22 protein-coding genes and 4 pseudogenes are annotated in these 25037 nt (G+C 33.2%); 9 read left to right on the forward strand and 17 right to left on the reverse strand.

Annotated features, from left to right (window positions below):
* The first annotated feature begins 45 nt into the window (after nucleotides 1-45).
* A complete protein-coding gene (locus tag MVE64_RS00980) occupies nucleotides 46-198 on the forward strand; it encodes a hypothetical protein (protein ID WP_247342882.1) in 153 nt (50 codons plus the stop codon).
* Between the two features lie 107 nt (nucleotides 199-305).
* Here MVE64_RS00980 and MVE64_RS00985 read toward each other — a convergent pair whose 3' ends face one another.
* The 3 genes and pseudogenes from MVE64_RS00985 to MVE64_RS00995 all read right to left on the reverse strand — a co-directional run bounded on the left by MVE64_RS00985 (nucleotide 306) and on the right by MVE64_RS00995 (nucleotide 3000).
* Nucleotides 306-1226 carry a hypothetical protein gene (locus MVE64_RS00985; RefSeq protein ID WP_247342884.1) on the reverse strand — a complete coding sequence of 307 codons (921 nt, stop codon included), beginning with the start codon at nucleotides 1224-1226 and terminating at the stop codon, nucleotides 306-308.
* Between the two features lie 131 nt (nucleotides 1227-1357).
* The gene (locus MVE64_RS00990; protein WP_247342885.1) at nucleotides 1358-2149 is read right to left on the reverse strand and encodes an alpha/beta hydrolase family protein; all 792 of its coding nucleotides are present in this window, start codon (nucleotides 2147-2149) and stop codon (nucleotides 1358-1360) included.
* A 129-nt stretch (nucleotides 2150-2278) separates the two neighbouring features.
* Nucleotides 2279-3000, reverse strand: a pseudogene (locus MVE64_RS00995) (metallophosphoesterase family protein).
* 262 nt (nucleotides 3001-3262) lie between these two features.
* Here MVE64_RS00995 and MVE64_RS01000 point away from each other — a divergent pair.
* Nucleotides 3263-3722: pseudogene (locus MVE64_RS01000) on the forward strand (GNAT family N-acetyltransferase).
* A 354-nt stretch (nucleotides 3723-4076) separates the two neighbouring features.
* Here MVE64_RS01000 and MVE64_RS01005 read toward each other — a convergent pair.
* Nucleotides 4077-4364, reverse strand: coding sequence for a hypothetical protein (locus MVE64_RS01005; RefSeq protein WP_247342886.1), 288 nt, complete (start codon nucleotides 4362-4364; stop codon nucleotides 4077-4079).
* A gap of 258 nt (nucleotides 4365-4622) precedes the next feature.
* Nucleotides 4623-5120: a GNAT family N-acetyltransferase gene (locus tag MVE64_RS01010; protein ID WP_247342887.1), complete on the reverse strand. Its 498-nt coding sequence runs from the start codon at nucleotides 5118-5120 to the stop codon at nucleotides 4623-4625.
* Between the two features lie 175 nt (nucleotides 5121-5295).
* On the opposite strand from MVE64_RS01010, the gene MVE64_RS01015 reads away from it, so the two are divergent.
* Nucleotides 5296-5472, forward strand: a complete 177-nt coding sequence (locus MVE64_RS01015) for a hypothetical protein (RefSeq protein WP_247342889.1) — start codon at nucleotides 5296-5298, stop codon at nucleotides 5470-5472.
* Nucleotides 5473-6008: 536 nt separating this feature from the next.
* Here the strand turns inward: MVE64_RS01015 and clpP are convergent.
* Both clpP and MVE64_RS01025 read right to left on the reverse strand, forming a co-directional pair.
* Nucleotides 6009-6581: an ATP-dependent Clp endopeptidase proteolytic subunit ClpP gene (gene clpP, locus MVE64_RS01020; protein WP_247342891.1), complete on the reverse strand. Its 573-nt coding sequence runs from the start codon at nucleotides 6579-6581 to the stop codon at nucleotides 6009-6011.
* A gap of 32 nt (nucleotides 6582-6613) precedes the next feature.
* Nucleotides 6614-7321 carry a sigma-70 family RNA polymerase sigma factor gene (locus MVE64_RS01025; RefSeq protein ID WP_247342892.1) on the reverse strand — a complete coding sequence of 236 codons (708 nt, stop codon included), beginning with the start codon at nucleotides 7319-7321 and terminating at the stop codon, nucleotides 6614-6616.
* A 193-nt stretch (nucleotides 7322-7514) separates the two neighbouring features.
* Here MVE64_RS01025 and MVE64_RS01030 point away from each other — a divergent pair, with 193 nt between their 5' ends.
* Nucleotides 7515-8027, forward strand: coding sequence for a CBO0543 family protein (locus MVE64_RS01030; RefSeq protein WP_247342895.1), 513 nt, complete (start codon nucleotides 7515-7517; stop codon nucleotides 8025-8027).
* Between the two features lie 285 nt (nucleotides 8028-8312).
* Nucleotides 8313-8414, forward strand: a pseudogene (locus MVE64_RS01035) (NAD(+)--rifampin ADP-ribosyltransferase); the annotation flags it as partial.
* A 217-nt stretch (nucleotides 8415-8631) separates the two neighbouring features.
* Here the strand turns inward: MVE64_RS01035 and MVE64_RS01040 are convergent.
* Nucleotides 8632-8823: a hypothetical protein gene (locus MVE64_RS01040; protein WP_247342897.1), complete on the reverse strand. Its 192-nt coding sequence runs from the start codon at nucleotides 8821-8823 to the stop codon at nucleotides 8632-8634.
* A 352-nt stretch (nucleotides 8824-9175) separates the two neighbouring features.
* Here MVE64_RS01040 and MVE64_RS01045 point away from each other — a divergent pair, with 352 nt between their 5' ends.
* Together MVE64_RS01045 and MVE64_RS01050 are read left to right on the forward strand one after the other, a co-directional pair.
* Nucleotides 9176-9676: a GNAT family N-acetyltransferase gene (locus MVE64_RS01045; RefSeq protein WP_247342900.1), complete on the forward strand. Its 501-nt coding sequence runs from the start codon at nucleotides 9176-9178 to the stop codon at nucleotides 9674-9676.
* A 731-nt stretch (nucleotides 9677-10407) separates the two neighbouring features.
* A complete protein-coding gene (locus MVE64_RS01050) occupies nucleotides 10408-10923 on the forward strand; it encodes a hypothetical protein (RefSeq protein ID WP_247342903.1) in 516 nt (171 codons plus the stop codon).
* A gap of 234 nt (nucleotides 10924-11157) precedes the next feature.
* On the opposite strand, the gene MVE64_RS01055 is transcribed toward MVE64_RS01050, so the two are convergent.
* From MVE64_RS01055 to MVE64_RS01065, 4 genes are all read right to left on the reverse strand, one after another.
* On the reverse strand, nucleotides 11158-11337 hold the full coding sequence (locus MVE64_RS01055; protein ID WP_247342906.1) for a hypothetical protein: 180 nt from the start codon (nucleotides 11335-11337) through the stop codon (nucleotides 11158-11160).
* Between the two features lie 178 nt (nucleotides 11338-11515).
* Nucleotides 11516-12178: a DnaB-like helicase C-terminal domain-containing protein gene (locus tag MVE64_RS27280; protein WP_281730443.1), complete on the reverse strand. Its 663-nt coding sequence runs from the start codon at nucleotides 12176-12178 to the stop codon at nucleotides 11516-11518.
* The gene (locus tag MVE64_RS27285) at nucleotides 12102-12752 is read right to left on the reverse strand and encodes a DnaB-like helicase C-terminal domain-containing protein (RefSeq protein ID WP_281730444.1); all 651 of its coding nucleotides are present in this window, start codon (nucleotides 12750-12752) and stop codon (nucleotides 12102-12104) included. The genes MVE64_RS27280 and MVE64_RS27285 overlap by 77 nt, the downstream gene beginning before the upstream one ends.
* Nucleotides 12739-13650 carry a DnaD domain-containing protein gene (locus MVE64_RS01065; RefSeq protein ID WP_247342908.1) on the reverse strand — a complete coding sequence of 304 codons (912 nt, stop codon included), beginning with the start codon at nucleotides 13648-13650 and terminating at the stop codon, nucleotides 12739-12741. The genes MVE64_RS27285 and MVE64_RS01065 overlap by 14 nt, the downstream gene beginning before the upstream one ends.
* Before the next feature lie 661 nt (nucleotides 13651-14311).
* On the opposite strand from MVE64_RS01065, the pseudogene MVE64_RS01070 reads away from it, so the two are divergent.
* Nucleotides 14312-15752, forward strand: a pseudogene (locus tag MVE64_RS01070) (L,D-transpeptidase family protein).
* Nucleotides 15753-16181: 429 nt separating this feature from the next.
* Here the strand turns inward: MVE64_RS01070 and MVE64_RS01075 are convergent.
* Together MVE64_RS01075 and MVE64_RS01080 are read right to left on the reverse strand one after the other, a co-directional pair.
* Nucleotides 16182-17579, reverse strand: a complete 1398-nt coding sequence (locus MVE64_RS01075; RefSeq protein WP_247342911.1) for an excalibur calcium-binding domain-containing protein — start codon at nucleotides 17577-17579, stop codon at nucleotides 16182-16184.
* Between the two features lie 350 nt (nucleotides 17580-17929).
* The gene (locus tag MVE64_RS01080; RefSeq protein WP_247342914.1) at nucleotides 17930-18778 is read right to left on the reverse strand and encodes a helix-turn-helix domain-containing protein; all 849 of its coding nucleotides are present in this window, start codon (nucleotides 18776-18778) and stop codon (nucleotides 17930-17932) included.
* Between the two features lie 118 nt (nucleotides 18779-18896).
* Between MVE64_RS01080 and MVE64_RS01085 the strand changes: the two genes are divergently transcribed.
* Complete coding sequence (locus MVE64_RS01085; RefSeq protein ID WP_247342916.1) at nucleotides 18897-21707, forward strand: glycoside hydrolase family 2 protein; 2811 nt, start codon at nucleotides 18897-18899, stop codon at nucleotides 21705-21707.
* Nucleotides 21708-21836: 129 nt separating this feature from the next.
* Here the strand turns inward: MVE64_RS01085 and MVE64_RS01090 are convergent, their stop codons facing one another.
* The 3 genes from MVE64_RS01090 to MVE64_RS01100 form a co-directional block, all read right to left on the reverse strand.
* Nucleotides 21837-22643: a carbohydrate ABC transporter permease gene (locus MVE64_RS01090; RefSeq protein ID WP_247342919.1), complete on the reverse strand. Its 807-nt coding sequence runs from the start codon at nucleotides 22641-22643 to the stop codon at nucleotides 21837-21839.
* A complete protein-coding gene (locus MVE64_RS01095) occupies nucleotides 22640-23596 on the reverse strand; it encodes a carbohydrate ABC transporter permease (RefSeq protein ID WP_247342920.1) in 957 nt (318 codons plus the stop codon). The genes MVE64_RS01090 and MVE64_RS01095 overlap by 4 nt, the downstream gene beginning before the upstream one ends.
* Nucleotides 23597-23660: 64 nt before the next feature.
* Complete coding sequence (locus MVE64_RS01100) at nucleotides 23661-24977, reverse strand: ABC transporter substrate-binding protein (RefSeq protein WP_247342922.1); 1317 nt, start codon at nucleotides 24975-24977, stop codon at nucleotides 23661-23663.
* Between the last annotated feature and the right edge of the window lie 60 nt (nucleotides 24978-25037).

Here is a 25037-nt window from a genome sequence, read left to right on the forward strand (position 1 = left end):
TATGTAACATAGTGTTTTTTTCCTATGTAAAGGAGCGAATACACTATGCTTAGTAAGGTTGAAAACTTACTATTTATTAGAGAACTTGGACGTTTACAGAGTGAACTAAAAAGCTGTAATGATGACCAAGTACAAGAATGCATTAACCAAGACATTTCTCTTCTTTTAAATGCGTTATCAATTACTGCTAGTAAATAGCAGTTTTTTTAATGCGTAAAATAAACAATATGCTCTAAAAACTAAAATACATATTATCTATCTCTTATCAAGTTTTAAACTACAGACTAATTCAAATACTCAACAAATTACTCTAGCCTAAAGTTCAACATACTCCTGCCTAAAATTTCATTTCCTTCTTTCCATAAAAACTCTAAAGCATACTGTGTACCAATTTTCTTCTCATCAACTTCAATGTCTAAGGGTATATTTGTAACGTTTATATTTTTCTTTTTTATTACTTCATAATTGTCTGTATTAATTTGAAGTAAGTTTATCTCAGTAGGCTGTGGTTTCATTTCATACCAATCAATCTGTATCTCATCACCTATTTCAACGTCCCCAGAGTGAATGTCAGGATAGTTATATATGTTATGTTCACTACAATTATTCCAACATACTTCAGCATACCCATAATCAAATATCTCACCATCTGATTCGAGTGATTTAATTTTTTTAATTTCAGGTACTTCCATAAGTGTGAATTCTGGAAGTTTTCCATCGGTTATTTTCGTTTGCTCATTTGTTTCTTTGATCACAATTTTCGCAACATATTGAGCTCTGTTAACAGAAACTGAATTAACAAATTCAACTTCTAATACATAATCCCCTTCGTTTGTTGGAAATTGAAATTCTCTATTATCTTTCAATTCCAAATCGATTTTTTCTCCGTCTTTCCAAAGTACAACTGTTATCGTAGGATCTATCCAAATATCTCCACCATTATCTTCGTTCTCTTGAAATTCCAAAGAAGCTTTTTGGTTTGGAGAAACACTAATCACATCTTGTGATAATCCAAATTCTTCGATATTATCTACTGTTTCCTTTATTTCTCCACTCGATGAACTCCAACTAATATTAGCTTCTGTTAATTGTATATGTTGATTTTGCAAACCCTTTTCTAAATGTAAAAGTGCAGTAGGAACACCAACATCAAAATCCTCTCCAAAGCAGCCTGTTAGTGCAAAAACAAAAAGCATTCCTACAAATAATGTCAAGAGTTTTTTCATAATAAGTCACTCCTTAGTTGATTACCACCAAACCTTATAAGCATCTCCTGCTTATTAAATTAGAAATAATCGTTACAACCACTTCCTTATTTTAACATAATTTTCAGCTTTGTTTGTTCCAAATTCGGCCTTTATGAAGGTTTCTCTTTATCTAACACTATATCAATTACTGACTCCCATGCTATTGAGCTAGGATCAATAATTTTGAAATGTTCTACATTCGGAAGAACAACTAAGTTTACATAACATCCTTTTTCTATTGCTTTTAAATAATAGTCTTTACTTAATTCTACTGGTACATGTTGATCAAGCTCGCCATGAACCAAAACATGATGTGTGCTCATTGGTAATAACTCAATTGGAGAAGCGACTTTATATCGTTCACCAACCTCTTTTGGTGAACCACCCATTAGCGCAGCGACAACACTTTTCATCCCTCTTTCTTCATGATATTCCCACATGTTGTTTAAGTCTGTTACTCCAGCCAAGCTTAACACTTTCTTAATAGGTACATTTAATTTGTTAAAATTTAGTTCTGAATGAACTGGACTTGTCCTAGAAACAGCCCAAAGTGCTAAATGACCTCCAGCAGAATGTCCGATAATATCTATTTTTGCTAAGTCTAGATTGTATGCTTTATTTAACTTAGACAAATAATTAATAGCGTCAATGACATCATTAAAAGTACCTGTCCAACCTCCACCCTCTTCCCCTACTCTTCGATACTCAATATTCCATGTGGCATATCCTCTACTTGTTAAGTCTTCTGCAATAGGGTTATTTTCTTCAAGATCATATTTCGACTGCCAAAATCCCCCATGAATAAGGACAATGATTCGGGATGGTTCTTTGCTATCAGGGATTCTTAACACTCCAAATTGAGACGAATGTTTTCCATAGGGTATTTTAATAATACGTGACATTATATCCTCCTTAATATTCAATTAACTAGATTTTTTCAAGGTAAACAGAGCAATTTAACCAATATTTGTTGAAATAATTAATGTAGCATCCAATGCATTGTGCTCAAGGATTTTAAGCTCTTCCACTTATTAGAGATTTTTAGCCCAGTCTATCCGATTATTTTGGATCGCCACTTTAGATGCTCCTTCCCAATCATATGGCACATTAATTTGCTCAATTAACCATTGATTTGATTCTTTTTTCATAATAGTATAATTTGCATATGGTGATCCTGATTCCATTTTATGAGGGATGGGTAAATCATCTTTATATGCTGGAAGGCCTACACTTCCTGGGTTAACGATCAACTTACCATTAGGTAAATAGACAATCCTAGGAATATGACTATGTCCACACAATATCACGCTTTGTTCTACGTGTTGAAGACTTTTCATGATTTCTAGCGGACTCTTTAAGGTTCCTCCCGCTTCCGTCATCTCTTCTAAGAGATAAGCTTCATCAGAATCAGGTGTACCATGGCATAAGAGAATATCATCAATAACTACCGAAGAAGGAAGTTGTTTTATCCAATTGAGATGTTCTTCCGTCAACACTTGTTTAATTTGATATAGGGTGGTTTGGGGAGAATTGTTTACTGGTTCAAGTAATATACGATCGCAATTCCCCATGATATGCACCATTTTATGCTTAATTAATTGTTTATAAGTACCCAAAGGGTCTAAAGGACCAAATAAACTATCTCCTAAGTTTACTATCTTATCAATCCTCGACTTGTAATATCTTGTAGTACAGCCTTTAATGCCAAATTATTGCCATGAATATCTGAAATAATCGCTATTTTTTGTTCCAAAAGATACACCCTCTATCACTGGAAATTGATAAAACCTAATAAACTAGTTGTTTATTCAATATCATTCACCACAAATCACTATTATCCTTTCATTTGGCCTTATCATTCTAATAAGGAAATTTATCTTTTTTAGAAATGCCCTTCAATTACTAGAAATTATTGTGAAACCAAAGCTTTTCATTAAACTGATTGTCAGATTTTCTTACATTATTCTTGTAAGGCAAGTGGAATAAAATATATATTTAATTTGGAGGTTGTTTTTATGGAGATAAAAAAAGATGATTTAACTGGAGTCAAAGTGGCTGAATTGATTAGAGAGCATCTTCATGCAATGACATTGAATTCCCCACCAGAAAGTATTCATGCTTTAAATTTAGAGAAGCTAAGACAATCAAACATTACCTTTTGGACTGCATGGGAAGACAATGAATTAGCCGGGATGGGGGCCTTAAAAGAACTTGACAACTCTCATGGTGAAATAAAATCAATGAGAACTTCATCATCACATTTAAGAAAAGGTGTTGCAAGAAGAATGCTCCAGCATATCCTTGACGAAGCCATAAAGCGAGATTATAAACAACTAAGTTTAGAGACAGGATCAATGATTGAATTTGAACCAGCAAGAAAGCTATATGAAAAATTCGGCTTTGAATATTGTGAAGCCCTTTGCAGACTATACGGAAGACCCAAATAGTGTTTTTATGACAAAGAAACTTGGATAAGTTCTGTGAACTTATCCTTTTGCCACTCAGTTCAAAGAACTAAGTTTGTTACTTATGGCCATTTTCTTGTTTTCGTTTAAAAGATCATATTGTATAATAATTACAAATTTGGTAATTTGATAATGATATACAATTATATGTAATTTTGAGGTGAATCCATTATGGTCACAGCTGTAAATCTATTTGGTAGCATACTATTCGTTATTTTAGGATTTATTTCTTATTTGCGGTTTTTAAAAATCTCCAATAAGGAATGGAGAGACCTAGCATTAATTTTTTCTTTAATATTCATAGTTTTTGGGTTATCAAGTTATATTTATTTAATTATTTCTGAGTAATGATTTAGCTATTCTTTTAGTGAGGTATTGGTTTCGCAATAAGATTGATAGCCATTGTTAAGCTATATACAAATAAAAGAATTAGAGTAACATAGAATACCTTACTCCATGTTTTCCCTTTTGCGTAGATATTCACTAAAAAGAAAAAGAACAAAGCACTTCCAAAAATAAATTGTAAAAATTCCTTTATCTTATATGTCTCTAAAATTAATTCTTTATTATAATACAGTTGCAACTTCTCATTAACAGAAATGGGGATCGTGAAAATAGACAGTATCAGTGCAAATACAGTAAAAAGTTTCATATAAATTTAGCACACTTCTTGTACTAAATTTCTTTTTAGTAACTATCTCAACATGTTTGGATGTTTGCGGTTGTATTTGCATCAACATATCCTCCCAATTTTCTTTATATATATACGAACAGATACAAAGAAAGTTTCTTAAGATTTGAAAATTAGTTGTAAGATTCTATGATGACTATAATACTTTCTAAGTTTGCTAACATTTATATGCGATACTCTTAAACACCCTATCAAACTAAAATAGACGCTGCCTTTTTTCTAGTTCAAATCCTCACTTAATTTCACCATATTATACCAGCGTACACCACCATGTTGCGATTCAGATAATCCATGGTTAACAAATCCACATTTTTCATAAAAGGAAACTAAGTCCTGTTTACATGTTAAAGTAATTCCTTTTCTTTCATTTTCTTTTACAAGCTCTTCCATTTTCTTAATTAATATTTTAGCAATCCCTTGATTTCTTGCCTGTTTGGAAACAGCCAAACCTAGTATACTTTGATATCCTCCTTTATTCGGATTCTCTTTAATCTTCTCAAAAAGATCATCTGTAATGTAAGGTTGATTTATAATAGGTCCATTAATATAACCCAGGATCTCCTCTTTCTGAATTGCCACGATAAATGCATCAGGTATTAACTGAATTCTCTCCTTAAATGCTTCCTTCGTGGCAGCTTCTTCTTTTGAAAAGCCTTCGTTTTCAATAAGTAACAACTGTTCCAAATCTGCAGCTTGAACATTTCTTAAACAAATCATACTATCTTTACTCCTATTCTAACTGAATTAACCTAATATATATATGTTAGTTACTAGTGAATTATTGTCCGTTTTCAAAAACAATTTCGGATATCATATTTTCAACTTGTTTAGTTCATAGATATTAGGTAAAAAATATCTAGTATAAATCATTATAGTGAGGAATTAACATCGTATGTTTCTCTTAATCTTCTCTGTTGTTGTTTTTATATTAGTTGCTTATTTAGTCCAAAAAAAGTTACCTAAACATGAGTTATACGCAATTGCATTATTTTCTATTTTATTAGGTTTTGTTACAGATGTAACTTTAGACCTCAAATATAATCTTTATGGATATTTTGCCCCTGTGTAGATTATAGCGGTTTTTTACCAATTTTGTTCATATTCCCTTCAACTGGTGTATTATTTATGAACTTTTTTCCTTTCGAAAAATCAATTTGGAATAAAAGTAAATATATACTCGGTTGGACAGTTTTTAGCCTATTCTATGAGTTTTTATCCGTTTTATCTGGATATTTTTATCATAACGGTTGGAACTATTGGTTGTCTGCTTTTACTTATCCATTTTTATTATTACTTCAACTACTTCATCTCAAAATATTTAGGTTATATAACAAATGATTAGCAATAAAACATTCTTTATCCACTGACTTCAACTTTATATTACCGCCTTCTTGTAAAAAAGGGGGTCATCAAAAACACCAGAATAGACGCCATATTCAAGTTTGGCGTCTTTTTTTGCAGATCCAGTAGTTCATTTCGGGAGATTAAGTTAGCATGAACAATGTACCGGTCATTTAGCCATCAAAATTACTTACTGAACCCTAACACATGTTAAAAACCACTGAAAGTCATTCACCTTTTCAGTGGTTCTTTTCTTGCTATGAACTAAATGATTTCATCAATAATACCGTAATCTTTCGCAGCTTCGGCACTCATAAAATAATCTCGGTCTGTATCTTGTGCAACTTTTTCAATCGGTTGGCCTGTTCGTTCTGCGATAATTTGATTAATGTGCTCGCGTAGGCTGATGATTCGTTTGGCGGATATTTCAATATCTGTTGCCTGCCCTCTCGCACCACCTAAAGGCTGGTGAATCATAATCTCACTGTTTGGCAGGGCATAGCGTTTTCCTTTTGTACCAGCCAGCAACAGGTTCGCTCCAAAGGAGGCCGCCATCCCCATGCAAATCGTTCTAATTTCTGGTTTGATGTATTGCATCGTATCAAATATCGCAAAGCCAGCAGTTACTGACCCACCAGGACTGTTAATGTACATCGATATATCCTTGTCAGGGTCTTCTGCTGCTAGAAACAATAGTTGTGCTACCACACTATTCGCAAGCCCGTCAGTAATTTCATCCCCAACCATAATAATCCGGTCCTTTAACAACCGTGAGTATATATCATAAGACCTTTCCCCGCGATTAGATTGTTCAATAACATACGGTGTCACATTCATTTCGCTTCCTCCTTCTTTTAGGCAGAAACCAATTATGCCGCCATTAGGACAGTGCGTGAAGGACGAGAATGAGCGAGTGTGCAGTGCAAAGAACTTGCTGGACGTTGATCTTTTGCTAATGAGCGCAATAAAGGTATCGACTGGATCAGGATCGTTGGATCTTGTTCTTTAAACGAGACATGAAGGAGATGTTCCACTTGCTCACGTTCTTCTTGCTCCCAATAAAGGTCAATGAGCGGACTTCCTTCTTGATTCATCTGTTTCTCTAAACGTTGTTTGGCTCGATGAATGGTTGATTTTACAGCTGTTTCAGTTGTCGAAAAGATGTCTGCAATTTCAGTGATTTGATAGCGAAACCCTTCTTTTAAGACAATCATAACGACTTGCTTCGGTGTTAATTGGGTCGTCAAAAGTTGAATGATCTCAAAGCGAGTCGCGATTATGCTTGTCAAATCATCCGAATTCACTTCATTAAGTTCAGCCTCTAAACACTCCTTATTGTGCTTTCGAATCGTATCAATCCAAGCATTATGCGCCATCTTGTTCGCTAAAGCTGCTGGAATTGAAGATTGATCCCCATAATGGAGCCAAAGCTTCATCATCGCATTCTGCACCAATTCCTCGCCATCCCATTGATTCTTTGCTAGTCCCAGACAGTATCTTCTCAACTTAGGATAAAGATTCTGAATGTCTTCTTCTTTTAATAAATTCTCTGCACCGTGCACACGGCTTCTCTGCATCACAATCACTCCTTCAGCACGTCTCTACTGTATAAACGGATGACGAAAACGAAAAGATACGGGTTGTTTGAAGTTTTTTGACTGTTTACTTCCTGTACTTAATTTTCATTACTATGGCAAAACTTCGACTTGCATGTTTATCAACTTAAACTATGGTAAAAACTGATAAAAAAATTAAAGAGGTTAATTTTTAATGTATTTATTATTAGTTATCATTGTTTATATTATATTTGCTTATTTCTTTGTTGATTGGAAAAACTGGAAAAGTTATTATCCAACAATTCAATACTTTATCATTTGTAATTTGTTATATAATGTCATTTTTTATAATCATACCCTATGGAGATATAATGCCGTAACTGTTGAATGGTTAAATCATACCTTAATAGATATTACTTTTACATTTTTCATTGTGCCAGTTGTTATTATGATTTATTTAAGATATTATCCTAAAGGGAAAAAACAATATTTATATATAGGAATATGGATTGCTTACTTTACAATCATTGAATACCTGTTTTATAAAAAGGGACTTTTTATTTACGAAAATAATTGGAACCCTTTCTGGTCTGGTGTTTTTAACTTGATTCTTTTTACGATGGTCCGAATCCATTATAAACGCCCTCTCACAGCATTAATCGTATCTATACCAATAATTGCAATTTTATTAACATTGTTCCACCCTTCCCTAAATGATTTAAAATAATTGATGGTGATTTTATGGCAACTGACCAAATATCAACACCTGTTTTTTTACTATTGTTGTTCACAATATATATACTAATGTGGATTTATCTTTTTAGAAATAAAGATTAATATTTGTTTCATATTCGGAATTTTTATATAAGTTTTCTAACTTTCTTACGATAGTTAGAAAAGCTGATCATACTAAAGATCTAAAGAAGAACTAAGGGTATGATCAGTATTTTTTTCTTTAAAAGCATACTCTTGCTCGAATATAGGGAGCTAAAGCTCATAAAACTAACCAGTAGAATTACGTACATGGGAAAGACATTCTGATGAAGAAATTAATATAATGCATACAGCTTTAAAGAAGTTACGTGAACAAGGAAAAAGTATCATATATGATTAATCTCCAACACCTACAGGTTCGACCTAAATAAATCATCTTTCGTTCGGCTCCATAATTTAAATATCGAAAGACCTCTTAAATTGAGGTCTTTTAAAATTAATATAGACCATCTCCCAGTTTTTCTTTTCCACAACCGTTCATTATAGGTCATAACCTTCTGTAAAGTTGAAACTATTCACTATTGATCACTAAAAAGGTCTTCATCACATTATGTTAGCTAAGGTAATTCATCTTGATTTTTCACTACAATTTCATCCTTGTTTTTCATAAATTCTTTTAATGATTCCTTCTTCTTCTCTTTTCTGTCTGAAAAGTGAGACATGAGAATTGCTAAAAGAATATACCCTCCAATTATGACCACAATTATAAAAACAATCGGAGTAGCTCCACTCAAATCAAGCTCTTGCATCGTTCCACATCCAATAATATATTTTATTTTTATAGTATCTACTCTCGTTAGTGTGCCACAAATTTTCTTTAAGCAATGTATTCTGGCAAATAAATGTATGAAATTCTTCAACTTGTTAAAAAAACTTATTTTAGAATACGAAAAATGTTGAAAAATTCATACCACTCACTCAATAATAAAAGTATTTCTAGGCTTGTGTCTTTATTACTTTTAAGTGTGCTATATATCAAAAGACAGAAGACTAATAGCAAACGATCTTGTCCTAGTTAAACGTATCAAAAAATCGAACACTTGTTTCTTTTTTGACTTTATTTTATAATCTAAACATACATATAAATGAAGGAGAATGTTCATGGACTCTACTAATAATTTGGTACAGCTAATTAAATATACAAAAAAATATGACCCGTATCTTTCAACTTTCTACTTACCTCCTGACAAATTACAATTCAGCTGTTATCCTCTAGAGAAAATTAATGATCTTAATCTGTCAAAAGAGACCATTCATGTTTTACTAATGAATGAAGATATTCCGGTTGGCTATTTTGCCTTAGAAACTGGAGAAAAAGTGTTGAAATATACAAAAAATCAGAATGCCCGATTATTAACTGCATTCTCCATTAATGATGCCTTCCAAGGTAATGGCTTCGCTAAAAAAGGTCTTCAATTATTACCCCACTTTGTTAAAAAGAATGTAAAAAATGTTGATGAAATAGTACTAGGTGTTAATAAAAAAAATACAGCTGCAATCAATCTATACAAAAAGACTGGTTTTGTAGATCATCATAAAACCTTCTTAGGACCAATTGGCGAACAACATATCATGCATTTAGACATTTCTATTGAAGATTAATTTGATGTTCAAATAACACAAAAAGAATAATTCTTATCATTAAGGAAAAAACTACATTTTAACAATGAAACATTGGTGGGAGGAATTAAGTTAGAGGGACATTACATTCGCCTTTCCTCATCAGAAATGGCGGTTGTATGGAGTTCATTTGTTCGAGATCGTGCAATCACTATATTTCTAATTGATAGAATTCATATTCCTTCTTAAGAAACTAAACCTAAATCAAACATGTAAGAAGCATTCTTTATAATTTGAAGGTGATGTCTTGGTCCTCTCTCTATTTATCTTAGTATTAATCTTTTTAGTCATTATCTTTTGTCATTATAAAAAAGCTCTTCATTTATATGAAATTTTATTTATTTGGATGACAGTCTGGTTAATAACACATTCCGTTTCATCTATCTTGATCGTTAATTTAGAACTCTTCGATCTATCAGCTAACAAAAGTGGTTTTTGGACCCATTTTTTTAAACGTTTTTTACTATATCCCCTACTTATTATTATCTTTTTTGATTTTTACGTGAAAATCAAAAATCATTTGGGTAAGTACACGATCCTACTAATAAGTATATTTACTATGTCGGCTGTTGAATTTCTGTTTATTCATTTAGGTATACTTAAAAACAAAAATTTCCATATTTTTGACTCACTTTTGGAATGGACATTTACAATTATGCTTACATTTTTACTGTGGCTTTGGTATAGAAATTATAGATTAAAGAGGTCTTAAGATGCTACTTTATCCCCCTGAACAGTTTGATAAAAATGAGTGGGCCATCATATTTGGAGTTCTTTTTAACATTCTTATTTTTACCGTTTTACCCAAGAGAATTCCGAAAGAAATAACTCCTTTAATCGTACTGCTCAGTATTTCATTTCCTAAAGTTATGGATCATACAATGGGTGTTAAACCATTTAATTACTATAACTTAACCGATACTTATAAATATGAAATATTTGATGTAGTTTTATATGCAGTTTACCCAGCGTTTGGTTATCTATTTGTTTATTTAATCCACTACCTAGACCTAAAGGGATTTAAACGAGTATTATACTTTCTTTCCTGGACAGCATTTGCATTTATTCTTGAACTTTTCTTAGTAAAGCTAAATGTATATGTCTATAATGGATGGAAAATCATCTACTCTTTACCTGTTTATAGTATTGTTCTTTCCCTAACATATTTGTTCTATATCTTTTTAATAGCCTACAGAAACAAAGAACTTAATCAAAATCCAACTAGTTAGGTTTTCCTAGCTTTTGTTATGTTATTTATTTTCATTATGCCAGATCGCTTTGTTAGTTAAGATTGTATTAAAAATTTGAGAATGCTCAAGCAAAACTCTACTACGCAGCATATTCTCTCCCATCCAAATCTTTACGACTATTCCTTTCAAATATGTTCTCAGTCAACTCTTCTTTTTAACTTAAAAGTAAAACCTGATTACGATAATCTCGCAACCAGGTTTTAGTAATTGATATTAGTAATTAGCTTCTCTTTCTTCCCCCTTACCCATATAAGGAAAATAAGGATATTTAATAAGAGACTTTTTATCATACTTCGGTTTTATAACGTATGTATTGGACGAAAGCACTGTTGGAGATAAACTTGAATTTCCTGAACCATCATAATAAGTTGGTTTTCCCTGCTCTTTGTTCATGTTTATTAACCCCTTTAAATAGTATTTATACTTTGTCACTTTTAGAAGTATAAGCAAAAAGGACTAATGTAAGCCTTATCACTATAGATCTATTATACCATCAAACTCTAAATAGCATATCCTTTTTCTTACAAAAAAGGAAATTACTCAGTATCGTCTGATTTCTTAAGATGCCTTTTTACTCCACTATCTCTCCTGTATATTTGTTGTAATTCACTGAGATGTTACCTACAGATCCATTTCGATTTTTCGAGACGATGATGTCAAGAGTATTGTCATAAGATTCCTTATCGTAATATGCTTCACGATATAAGAACAAAATCACATCGGCGTCTTGTTCAACACTTCCTGATTCCCGAATATCTGACATCATTGGCCGTTTATCTGCTCTTGATTCGACCGATCGGTTTAGTTGTGCCAAGCAAATAACAGGGCATTCAAACTCCTTCGCCATCATTTTGAGAGATTTGGAGATTTCAGTTACTTGTTGATGTGAATTACCAACGTGTATTTGTCCTGGTTGGATTAGTGTTAGATAATCGATAAAAAGAATCGGTTTTTTATTTGGATATTGATTCAGCATTTTACGTGTTTTCGCTCTCATTGCCGCTACAGTTTGTCCAGCTCCATCAAAAATTTGAATATGGGTTTCATTAAGATGACCAATTACATGTGCCCATTTATTCTTCTGATTTTCACTTAGCAATTTTTTTGGATCGCGCATTTTTGAACGATTAAAACCACCTGTAGATGCAATTAAGCGTTTAGTAATTAGCTTTTCCGGCATTTCTAGGGAAAAGATTAGTGGTAAATAGCCAAGCCCACCCTGACATTTTGGCAAAATGAAGCATCACATCTGTTTTTCCCATCGATGGTCTTGCCCCAATAATTGTTACTTCTCCATCCTGAAATCCTCCTGTCATCTCGTCAAGCTTATTGATACCGGTTGTTGCAGTTTGCATAATCTTTTGATCTTCCCACGGTGCTTCATAAATCGTTGATAGTGCTCGTTTTAAAGAAGTATGATCGTTCATTTTACTTTGATTGATTTTATCCAATTCAGCAATAACCCTAGCAATTTCCCAATCATTATTGGCTGCTAGTGTTAGGATGTTTCTCTTTTCCCGCTCCTTCCAAGAATCGAGAATAAGCTTCTCAATTCCTTCAAATTTCTCAAGTTCAGCAAAAGATAACAATTCCGAAAGATAAGACATCCCACCAAAGTTTTCAAGATCCGGTAAGGTTGTTAATGAAATTAAATCAATACTTTTACCAATCCGATTCCATTCCACCATTGTTCGCATTAATTCTTGATGACGCATACTTTCTAGTTGTTCAGGTTGAATAACAGTATCCTTGAGCAGGTACTCCGCCTTTATTAAACTACCTAAAAATGCTTTTTCAGTGATACTCATTTTCTTCACCTGCGGTTAAATCAAGTACAAATTCTTTTGGAGCTGCTTTTCTTTCAGGAATACTTTTTGTTTGTTTACTCCTATAAACTTCGTGTTTTTGTAAATAAGAGTCTATTTCATCAACGGATAATAAAGATTCATTTTTCCAGTTTTTAAGAATGCCACTAACATAATTAAGCCTTCGCTTGTTATTGGCACAGGCAATACCTAATGCTTTTACTACCACCTCTTTAGGATGTAAAAAGCTAGAATCATCTAACCAAGTTAATAGCTGCTCTTTTGCATTCACATTAGAATAGCCGAATCCATTGTTATCCCAGAACTCTATTATTTCCTTCTCATCTTCAGATCTTGAATGATCTTCTTTTTTTGAGTTGAAATCATTATCTTTTTTCTTTGAGCTTGTATCAGGTGACATAACAACTACATCTGTTTCTGTTTCTTGAACGAAATTATTTTCAACTTTCTCATCATCTTGCTCTATGTATGAATCAAAAAGACAAACAAATTCCTCTTTTTCAATGCCTTCGCAAACATATGAAAGTAGTGAGGTATCCTTTACTTCTTTTAATTCTTTTTTTATACAATCCAACATAGGTTTGCCACCCTTATGAAGGTTATATTTCCCCCAGTCTTTAATCGCGATTTCGCATGTTTCAGGATTGTAACGAATTAACTTGTGAAGCTCTGTAAACCGTTTCAGTAAGGATTCCACAAACTCAATTGAATAACCAGTTTCAAACGCCATTTCTTTCTTTGTTATTTCATAAATTCCAACTTGAGTTGTTTTTTCATTCGTAAGTAGATATATGTAAAACAACTTATCATCCGTAGTCATTTTCTCTAAAGTAAATGCTTGTCTCCAAAAACCAGTTAACACCATGCGAAATTTAGCCATTTTTCATCACGATCCTTTTCTCATTTTTATGTACTATTCATCTGCTATATATAAAAATTGAGGGGCTTAGAGTAGCGTTTATATTGTAAATATTATGTAAATTTTAGTTTGGTTTGCATAAAGAAAGATTTACTACTTCAAAACGTTCCTTACAGTCTATATGTAACGTATTTTCTGTTCGAATCACCTCTTCTTGGATTATTCGCTATCTATGGTTTAAAAGATTTTTTTGTTGTTGTTTTTCTTTTTTTATTCTTTTTCTTTTTCTTTTTCTTATTGTCCACGTATCGTAAAAAATCTGTTTAAGGTTGGTATTACAGCTTTTTCACAAAATAGCATATATTAATGATCAAGGTTATTTTAAACGTGATTATCTCAATTCATTTAGGAAAGATCTCCCTATAAAATTGGATATTTTTCTTTCAAAAGCAAAAAATAGGCTTATTTTCTCAATATGAAATCCAACTAATTTAATAAAATAGACTTTATACTGAAAAAAAATAAATCGATAAAACTATGAAAAAATTGCAAAATACGACAAAATCACACAAGCTTTTCTAGTAAAATTGTAGATAAAGTTTAATATTAGTAAAATAATCGCAAACTTTGTAAAATGAACATAAGAAAAGTAACATGTAGAGGTATTAATGGGGGAAATGTTATGGGAAACACTGCAGCACAAACTATTGAACAAAGGCACGACTACCACACAGTGAAGTGGTATAAAAATTGGAAGTTTATCACTAGCGGTATCGGTATTATTTTCATACTCATCGTAATTGGTTTGAGTTATTATCAAGCAAACCACTTTAATGCCAAGATTTCAATAAATAACGTTAATGTTGGTCACTTAACCGCTGAAGACGCATTAAAGAAATTGCAAACATCCGTTTTGAAAAATGAAGTTTATATCGAAAATGAACTCATTCTAGACGGCAAAAATACAAAGATGGAATTTACAGTAGATGATCTACCAGCAATCAAAAAACATTTAAAAATTCAGTGGACGTTTTTCCCTTCTTTTAAATCAAAAAACTATTCATTATTGCCAAAAAACAAAGACAAATATCGTAGTGAAACGCTGAAAAAAGAGTTTGAACAAAAACTCATCTCAATGAATCAGGATTTACAAGCACCAAAGGATGCACAAGCCATTCTAGAAAATGGAGAAATCAATATTTCAAAAAGTATAGATGGCACTCAATACGATGTTACTACTCTATTAAAAAACTATGATAGACAGGAGTATATTAGCGATATTCATCTTGAGTCTTCATTCATTCTTCCAATTAAAGAAGACAGTGAAATTGTTAAAGAAGAAGAGAAAAAACTTCAACAGCTTCTACAGCAAACTGTTGAGTATAAAGTACAAGATGAATTATTTACTCTAAAAGCTAGTGATCTCATAAAAAATGCCACTGTCACGAAAGATTTGGTGGTTTCAATTGATCCTGCAAATATTACAAATAAAATAACTGAAATAAATCGTTCTCAATCCACATTAGGTAAAAATTTCTCCTTTAAAACTCATTCAGGACGAGTTATATCAGTTAAAGGTGAAGGCTATGGCTGGGCCTTAGATGTAGATAAAGAAGCAGCACTTGTGAAGGAAGCTTTTGAAACAGGAGAGAAATCCTTATCTGCCACTAATATTATCGGAAATGGCTGGAGTAATGAGGGATATGGCTATAATACGCTCACAAACAACGGCATTGGCGATACTTATGCTGAAGTGTCAATTAAAGAACAGCGGATTTGGCTTTATAAGAATGGTAAACTTGTACTAACAACGAATGTAGTGACTGGTAAACATAGTACACAGCAAGATACTCTTCCTGGAGTATGGTATATTCTCTATAAAAGAAGCCTCATACACACTTACTGGTAGTACTGCGGGTAACCCTAATTATTCTATAGAAGTTGACTATTGGGCCCCTTTCACAAACAGTGGACAAGGATTTCACGACGCAGGCTGGCGTAACAACTGGTCAAGCAATGCCTATCTGACAGCAGGCTCCGGTGGCTGCGTAAACGTCCCTCCTAACGTTATGAAAGAGGTTTATAATACTCTCGAAACTTATCAACCGGTTGTGGTTTATTAGAAAGACAAATGAAAACTTGCTTAAGGTAAATAAGGCCGTATCTGATGACAAAGTAATCAATGATACGGCCTATTTTTATGTAAAATCACTTCAAGTTCTATTATTTTTTTATATGCTAGCCACAGTCCACGAATAAATGGGATTTTGTCTAATTTGCCTCATACCCTATTTTTGAACTGAAAATATAATATTGCTTCTCTAATAGGTGATTCTTATTCGATTTTAGTTAAAAATATAATTAGTAATTATTGTCTTCCCTTTTTATTTAGTAAAAAAGCCCATTAGAGGTTTACTCAAAATGGACTGTTTTTATTTATATCGTTTATTTGCTAGTGATGTTTTGTTGCACATTTAGCTATATATCTTGTCTTCTACCTGATTTAAATTCTTCATGAGTCCTATAAAGTAGGAAATTAAAAAGTTACTCAACTATCTGTCGCATCCAATTCCATCACCATCGCGGTCTAGATGTTTCCCATATCCCGGTTCGCCTTGATGAACAGGTGCTGCACCTGCCGACCGTGCTGCATCACAATTTTTGAAGTAAACGTTTGTTTGTTGTTCTGCTTGCCTTTGCTCTTCAGCCAACCGCTCAGCTTCTTCTTTTTGACGTTGTTCCTCTGCTAAACGTTCTGCTTCTTCTTTCTGACGTTGTTCTTCTGCTAAACGTTCTGCTTCTTCTTTCTGACGTTGTTCTTCAGCTAAACGTTCTGCTTCCTCTTTCTGACGTTGTTCTTCAGCTATGCGTTCTGCTTCTTCCTTTTGACGCTGTTCTTCGGCTAAGCGTTCTGCTTCTTCTGATTTTTGGACCTCCGACTCAGTTACTGCCTCAGTTTCTGGACTTGTAGTAATTGGCTCTTCAGTTTCTTCTACAAAAACAAGGATGAATACTAGAAGAATAGTAAATAAGTAAAAAATTGATGCTGTTGCCTTCTTCCACCATTTACCACTTCGGAATCCTAGTATTTTTTGGTGCCATTTTCTTTTCTTAAGCTCAAACTCTACTCCTTCATCAATTAATATAGAGGCGAAAGCTTTTCCTGAACTATTTAACACTAAAGTACCTTCTTCAATTTCCACTTCTGATTTCATCGCAAAATGATCGATTTTAGAATGAGATAAGAATAAAAATGCCCAAGAATAAATCAGTTTTACTTCTCTTTTCTTATCATTATACTCATATAGAAAAATATTATTATCTATTACAATGAAGTTTCCTTTTTTCTCCTTATTTTCTTTAAAAAGTCCTTCAGTTATTAACTTTGCATTATTATGTTTTTCACGTAATAATCTCTCTCCATTTTTGGAAAAACCCATGTTATCTCGTTTCATAAGAAATGAAGTTATTTTCACATTTTTATTACGTAATTCTTCAAGACGTTTTGCATGTAGGAAATAGGTAAAATCATGCGTAACGGTTGTTAGAATATCTTTAGTAGGGTTAACAATCTTATATTCAAGAATCTCAATAAATTCCTGACTATCATCATTTTTCTTAATATCGTCAAAATAACGGTTTGACCAGCCACATCTAAGTACTAATTTCCATTCATTTTTGTCTTTTCCGTCGGTTTCAACATTAATATCATTAATTTGTGAATATTCATAATGAAAGTGTTCTTTTTTTGATATGAAATGAACAGACATATTTGTTAATACTAAAACACCATTTAATTCACGTCCACTACTTTTATCACACTCAGCCTCTACTATCTTTAGAACGATTTCATTAGGTATTAAAGTATATTGTGTGTTATCTAGTAATTTATTATATTTATTTAATGCTTTTTGTCCTAAAGTAGGACGGTTTCCAATCCATTTTTCCATAGTTCCCTCCATCTAAACTCGATATCCAATTTAAGCAGCATTATATTAAATAATTACTACTCTATTCTAACCACGATTAAATACTATACCAAAATATCTACTTTCAATGAACCTATATTACCATGTTTTTTACAGTTCTTTATACCGAGATAACATTTCCAGTTTTCATTACGAAAAAAGTAAAGACGTTAACTTAGGATCGGGACAGTTCACCAGTCCCTATGGAACAAGAAAAACTAATGACAATTTGTATACAGAAAATAGCCCGTATCTGATGACAAAATAATCAATGATACGGCCTATTTACTCCCCTTAAAATTCTTATATAATCCCCTCTAGTTAGTTTCGTATTAGGTTACTTTTCCTTTCTTACGATAAACTGAAGGATTCTCTCCAAAAAATTCAGTGAATTTTCTAGTAAAATAATCTGGTGTATTATAGCCAACTTCATGTGAAATTTCATTAATCGTTCTTGTTGTATAAAGTAATAAGCGTTCAGCTTGTTTTAATCTCAATTTCTTAACGGTTTCAATAATTGGCTCTCCTACTTGTTCTTTATATAAATGTGAAAGTCGTGATGGAGAAAGCGAAACATGTTTGGCTAACTCATCAACTTGTATTGTCTGATTGTAGTGTTCGGTTAAATATTCAACTGCCTCTTTTACTCGTGAATCTAACGATAAAGCTGAACTGTTTTGAAGATGTAGATAATTGGCTAAATGTAAGATCGTTTCCTCTAATGCGTTCATGGCCAATTCATAATGAAAATGATTTTTTGAATGTAAATTATATTGAATCACTTTTTGAATGGATTCATAAATTGTGCAGCTCTCACTTTTCCCTTTTATCTCTGTATAAAAAATGCTTTGATTTTTTGCTATTTTAGGTAGCCATTCTATCCATGTAGGTCTAGGGATAAAATGACACCACAACATTTCCCATATATGACCATTTACTGTGTAATAATTATGAGGGACCCCTGGCGGTAAAATAGCAATTGTCCCCGCTGATAGGATGAATTGTTTTTCCCCTATGCTAACTCCACCTCTACCTGAAATGGTATAAATCATTAACCAATCTTTAGTTCCTGTTGATCGATAAATATGATATGTATCATCATTTTTGTAGTAATCGGAAACAAGTATTCCAGGAGGTGGTGATGGAGTATTCTTGACATAATTGTTCAGATTTATAGCCAAATCCTACATTCCCTTCAAAAATAAAAAATTTTAATATGAAAGTAATTATATTTTATCTTTTTCTTTCGATATTCGTCCACGAGTTAAGGAAAATAGTTTGTCTAAGGAGGAAACATTAATGTTAGAATCTTTAAAAATAAATAACAGAAAAGAGCTATCGTTGAATGGTGAATGGTCTTTTCAATTAGATCCTCAGGAAAAACACGTACCAACTGATCTTATTCCGGGAAAATTGTGTTCAAAGATTTCTGTTCCAGGTTCTTGGGAAGAACAAGGGTTTGGAAAGCCATCAAAACATCAACCTATAGGTACCTGGAAAAAATCAAGAGAGTATGTAGGGGCTGCGTGGTATTTCAAAGATATTTATATTTCAGATGATATGAAAGATAGATCCTTGAATCTTATTCTTTCAGGTGTACGTTGGATAACTAAAGTTTATGTGAATAACCAATTTGTTCAGGAATGTAATAGTCTTGTAACCCCCCACGTTTATAACATAACTAACTTTGTACATGTTGGTCGTACTAACAGGATTACTATTTATGTAAATAACAGCATGATCCTTCCCCTTCATGATAGTCATATTCATTCCTACCACACTGCTACGAACTGGGGTGGTATCACCGGAGGAATTCATATAGAAGCAACACCTCAAGTTAGTATTGGGGCATTTATGTATTATGCAAATGTTGAAGAAAATAAGCTTGATATAAATGTAGAGTTAACAAATACACACCTATTAAATTCAGGAGAATTTCTAGCTATATCTGTTTTCACAAAAGATGGAAAGCAAGTAGCACATACTAAAAGGAACCTATTTTCAAACACCACGAAAATATCTGTTTCATTAGAGCTATGGGAAGGAGCAACCTATTGGGAAGATTGTAATCCATATCTGTATCAAATTTCTGCCTCTATCGTTAAACAAGAAAGGATACTAGATCAAAAAGTTCAGTCACTTGGTTTAAGGTCTATAAAAGCAGATGGTAAAAATATTTTGATTAATCAGTCTCCACGATTTTTAAGAGGCTATGTAGATTGCTGTATTTTCCCTCAAACAGGTTACCCGTCATGGGATAAGAACCATTATAAAAAGCAGTTTCAAATCGTTAAGGAGTATGGTTTTAATCATGTTAGACTGCATGGATGGACACCACCAAAGCCATTTTGGGAGGCTGCAGATGAAGCAGGTATGCTAGTCCAAACAGAATTGCCCCACTGGTCTCATCAATATAAAAATCGAGATCAGTCACCTAGTGAAGAGGTTCATTTATTTTTATCAGAAGAAATTGAAAGAGTTATTACTCAATTAAATGAACATCCATCATTTGTTTTCATGTCACTAGGGAATGAATTAATCAACTATGACGGACATGATGCTTTAAATGAAATGGTACAAAAATGCCGTTCCCTAGATTCTACCAGGCTTTATACAGATAATACAGGATTCGGCCATCTACCAGCACATGATCGCGAAGGAGACTTTTATATCCCGACGCTTAACGCACATCCCCCGCTTACCAATCATTATGCGGGAACACCTAACACCTTCGAAGATTATAGTGTGGTGACACAATTAGAAACAAAGCCACAACTCGCCCATGAACATGGACAATTTACAATGTATGTACGACCTCAAGAAAAAGAAAAATATAAGGGAATTTTAGAACCACATTGGTTAAAAACAACATTGGAAACATTAGAAAAAAAGCAGCTTCTAGGACGTGTTGATGACTTTATACAAGCATCGGGTGTACTTCAAGCAAGGGCGTATAAAGAAAATATTGAAAGAGCAAGAAGAACCTCCGGCCTATCCGGTATTCAACTATTAGATATCAGAGACTTTCCAGGCCAAGGCCATGCTACAACTGGCGTTTTAGATGTATTTTGGGACAATAAAGGAAATATGACACCAGAACAATTCCGTTCATTTAATGATGAATGTGTATTATTAATGAGATGCAAATCTCGCACATATTTTGCAGGAGAGAAAATGAAGATCATAATTGATCTATCCAATTACAGTAAATTCTCATTTAAAGGAAATCAATTAACGTGGGAGTTAAAAACGAAAAATGATATTTATCAATCAGGTTCTATCCCGATTTCAGGTGCTCTTCCGGGAGATGTAACGACGATTGGAGTGATCGAAACCTATACTCCATCTAGTCAAAGTCAAGAGTTATTACTAAGTGTATCTATAGAAACTTCAGATAGAGTTATTAAAAATGAATGGGAGTTCTGGACATATTCAAGACCTACGCTTCCTAAAAATGCCCCAAAAATATGGACAGATGTTTCAGCATTAAATTCTTCAATATTTGGGATAAAGCAAAACGGAAAAATAGGATTTGAGGATTTTAGCTATAAGAAACCCAAAGAGATCGAATTAGCCATTTCTGATCATTTGTCCACTGAATTACTTCAGTTCGTACTTGATGGAGGAAAGGCTTGGTTAATGGCAGAAGAAGGAAATCAATTTGATGAAGTAAAAACACGATTTTTACCGATTTTCTGGAATTATATATGGTTTCCTTCACAAGTTGGAACAACGATGGGAATGATCATCCATGAACACCCTTCTCTTAATGGGTATCCACATGATGGTACATCCAACTGGAATTGGTATCATTTAGTAGACGGTGCGACGGCAATAAATTTAGAAACAGTTCCTCAAATTAAACCTATTGTTGAAGTAATCGATAATCATAATCGTGGGAAGCATTTAAGTTACTGTTTTGAAGCTAAAATTGGTGAAGGAAGCTTGTTTGTGACAAGCTTTACTATTATGCAAAACTTAAAACGTCCAGAGGTTGAATCACTGCTTCATCATAATATTCATTATTTATTGAGTGAAGAATTTTCACCAACAGCACACCTCACAGTTGGAGAGTTGCTAGGGTTATTCAAGCTTCAAGGTACTTGGTAAATGTTCGATCAGCCAAAGAGGACTCACTTCCGATCTCTTTGGATATCTGTACTAAGAGTCCCTATTTCTTTATTGAATTATAAAAGAGGCTTACTCTCTATAGAGTCAGCCTCTTTATACAAATTATTACTATTCTTTTACCGCTCCTGCAGTTAATCCCCGGATAAAGTTTTTTGACCCAAAGATAAACAATATAATTAATGGGATAATCGCTATTAGCAATCCCATCATTCTTGCTCCATAATCTGTTCTATAGTAGTTTCCTAGCGATTGAATACTAAGAGGAATTGTAAAGAGCTCCTCTTTATTAATCATGACTAACGGTAACAGGTAATTATTCCATGACCATAAAAAAATGACTAGCGATAATGTGACCATTGCTGGTTTAACAATTGGTAATATAATTTGGATAAATATCCTTAATTCATTACACCCATCTATTCTAGCACTCTCTATAATATCCTGTGGTACAGCAGTTTTAATATATTGTACCATCCAAAAAACTCCAAAGGGATTCGCTATCCATATTAGTATTAAGGGAATTAACGTGTTATTTAGTTGAAAGAATCTCATTTCCATTATATAACCAATTAATCCGATTTGAGTTGGCACCATCATCGTGCCAACAATAAATGCATAAAACAGTGCTTTGTATTTATAATTATACTTTGCCAGCGAATATCCAGTCATTGTACAGATTAAAACGCATAAAATGGTTGAAGTTACTGAAACAAATACACTATTTAGAAAGCTATTGAAAAAGTTACTATTTAAAACAGTTGCTAAATTTTCAAATGCGTAATTTCCGGGTGAAAACATCTTCCCTTTAAAGATGTCCTCTGTAACCTGTGTGCTCATCATAATGAGTACATAAAAAGGCATAATACTTAATAATGAAACAGCAACTAATCCACTAGCTGTAAAAACCTTCCTCATTCGTAAGACCCCTTTTTATTCATAAATTTATAGCTTATTAATGTAAAGATCATAATGATTAAAAACAATGAGAATGAAACTGCAGCACCATAGCCAAATCTCGAAGTTGCAAAAGTAGTATCATAAAAATGCCATATAGCTGTTAACACAGAGCGTTCCGGCCCTCCTACAGCTGTATCTGTAAATAGCAGTTTCGGCTCATCAAACATTTGTAATCCACCTATAATATCTGTTAACACTAAAAACATCGTAATTGGAGCCAATAATGGAATCGTAATCTTAAAAAAGGTATTAACAGCCGAGGAGCCATCCATTTTTGCTGCTTCATAGAGTTCCTGAGGGATTGTACTTAATCCGGTTAAATAAATGGCCATGTGATATCCAGTATATTTCCAAATAATCATTAGAGCCACAACAATCCTTGCATACATAGGTTCACCTAACCAGTTTATCCCTTCTTCAATTAAGCCTGTACTCATTAAAAGATTATTTACAGTACCTGAGGACCAGTCGAATAAAAACGCAAATATTAATCCGATTGCAACAGGTGTTGTAATATATGGGATAAAATTTACCGTTTGAAAGAAGGATCTCCACTTCGTAATATTAAATAGAAACACGGCCAACAATAAACCAAATATAATCACAAAGGGAGTCGACATTAACATGATTAGTAACGTATTCCAAACTGATTTCCAAAATGAGGGATCTTGTGTAAAAACACGTATATAATTATCAAGTCCGATATAGGTTTTCTCACTAAAACCATCCCAATTAGTAAAACTAATAGAGAATGAATAGATGATAGGAAAAATATTGAATGCTAGGTAAAATAGTAAAAAGGGACTTAAAAACAAGTAAGGCCAAGCTTTTATACTTATTGTCAATCTTCTAGATCTTGATACATTTTGAGTAACAGTACTTTCTGATCGAACGTTTGGTTTATTCTCCATTTTAATGACCTCCTTACCTAAAAGAAAAGGACCTAGTTAAGATAGACTAGATCCTTTATAATTTTTACTTTATTTCCTTGTCAGGAAGTTTTGCCTTAACTTCATCTTTTAACTTAGTAATGGCCTCATCAGCATCAACATCGGAATCAGAGTTTAAGAGATTAAGAATTAAGTTTGTCGCATCCTTTACAACTGAATCACTCGCTGAGATTTGCGGAACTTCTAATTCAGGAACAATTTCTTCCATCCAAAACTTACCAACATCTTGATTGTTGAAGAAAGGATCTTCTGATGATGCAAATTCTGGATCATCATATACTGATTTTAGAGGTACATAAAAATTAACTAGCTTACTCGCATCTGCTCCTTCTTTTGTCAACAACAACCAATTCATAAATGTCCAAGCGAGTTCTTTTTCTTTACTATCCTTTGAAATACCAAATACTGTACCTCCCCAAGAATACGCATTTCCAGGAGGTTTCATTAATCCCCATCTACCCTCTCCATCCTTATCGTTCGGCTTAATTACGTATTGTGGAGCCCAGTTTGCCGCAGGAAAGAATATATGCTTTCCATCTGCGAAGCTAGCATTCCATTGAGGAGACCAGATCTCTAACTTATCAACGATTCCCGCATCTCTTACTTTTACAACATTCTCAATTACTTCTCCCATTTTTCCTGAAACATCAACCACTTCTCCATCCATAAGTGGTTTTTGGCTTTGAGCTGTGAATATTTCATTTAGTTCTCCTAAACTTGAAAACATATAAACTTCTCCACCACTTTTAGCCTGTACTTCTTTTCCTTTTTCTATAAAATCATCAATCGATTGAAACATTTCTTCTAATTCTTTTGGATCATCTGTACCAAAATATTCTTTTGCTAAATCTCTTCTATAAGCTAAAGCACCAGGTGTTAGTGATTGTTCTAGTGCTATGACTTCACCTTTTGGATTTGTTGTTAATTCATCTAAATAATCGAAAACTAGTGTTTTATCAAACTGATATGGCTCTTCCTCAAGATTTTCCCAAATATCCAGTTCAAAGATTTTTCCTCTATAGTTTCGTTCACCCCATAAAATATCAGGCAATTCTCCTCCTGATGCTAAGGTTGTTTGCACTTTTTGTAAGTAATCTTCAGCAGCAACATTGGTTAATTCAATCTTAATGTCAGGGTATACCTTATTAAATTCTTTGCTAACAACTTCAATGTAGTTTGTATCCCATCCCCACATTGTAATCGTACCTTTTAGCTCATCACCCTCTGTTTCGCTCTGTGACTGACTATTGGTTTCATTTGAGCCACTACATCCGACTACTAAACTTATTAATAGGACAAATGTAATCAAAGCAAACCATTTTCTTCTTAATTTCGTTGACATAAACTCACTCCCCCTTTTTCTTACAATGTTGATATTAACACTATGATTACGCTTACAAAA

It is taken from the genome of Metabacillus endolithicus (assembly GCF_023078335.1).
GTDB classification, from domain to species: domain Bacteria; phylum Bacillota; class Bacilli; order Bacillales; family Bacillaceae; genus Metabacillus; species Metabacillus endolithicus.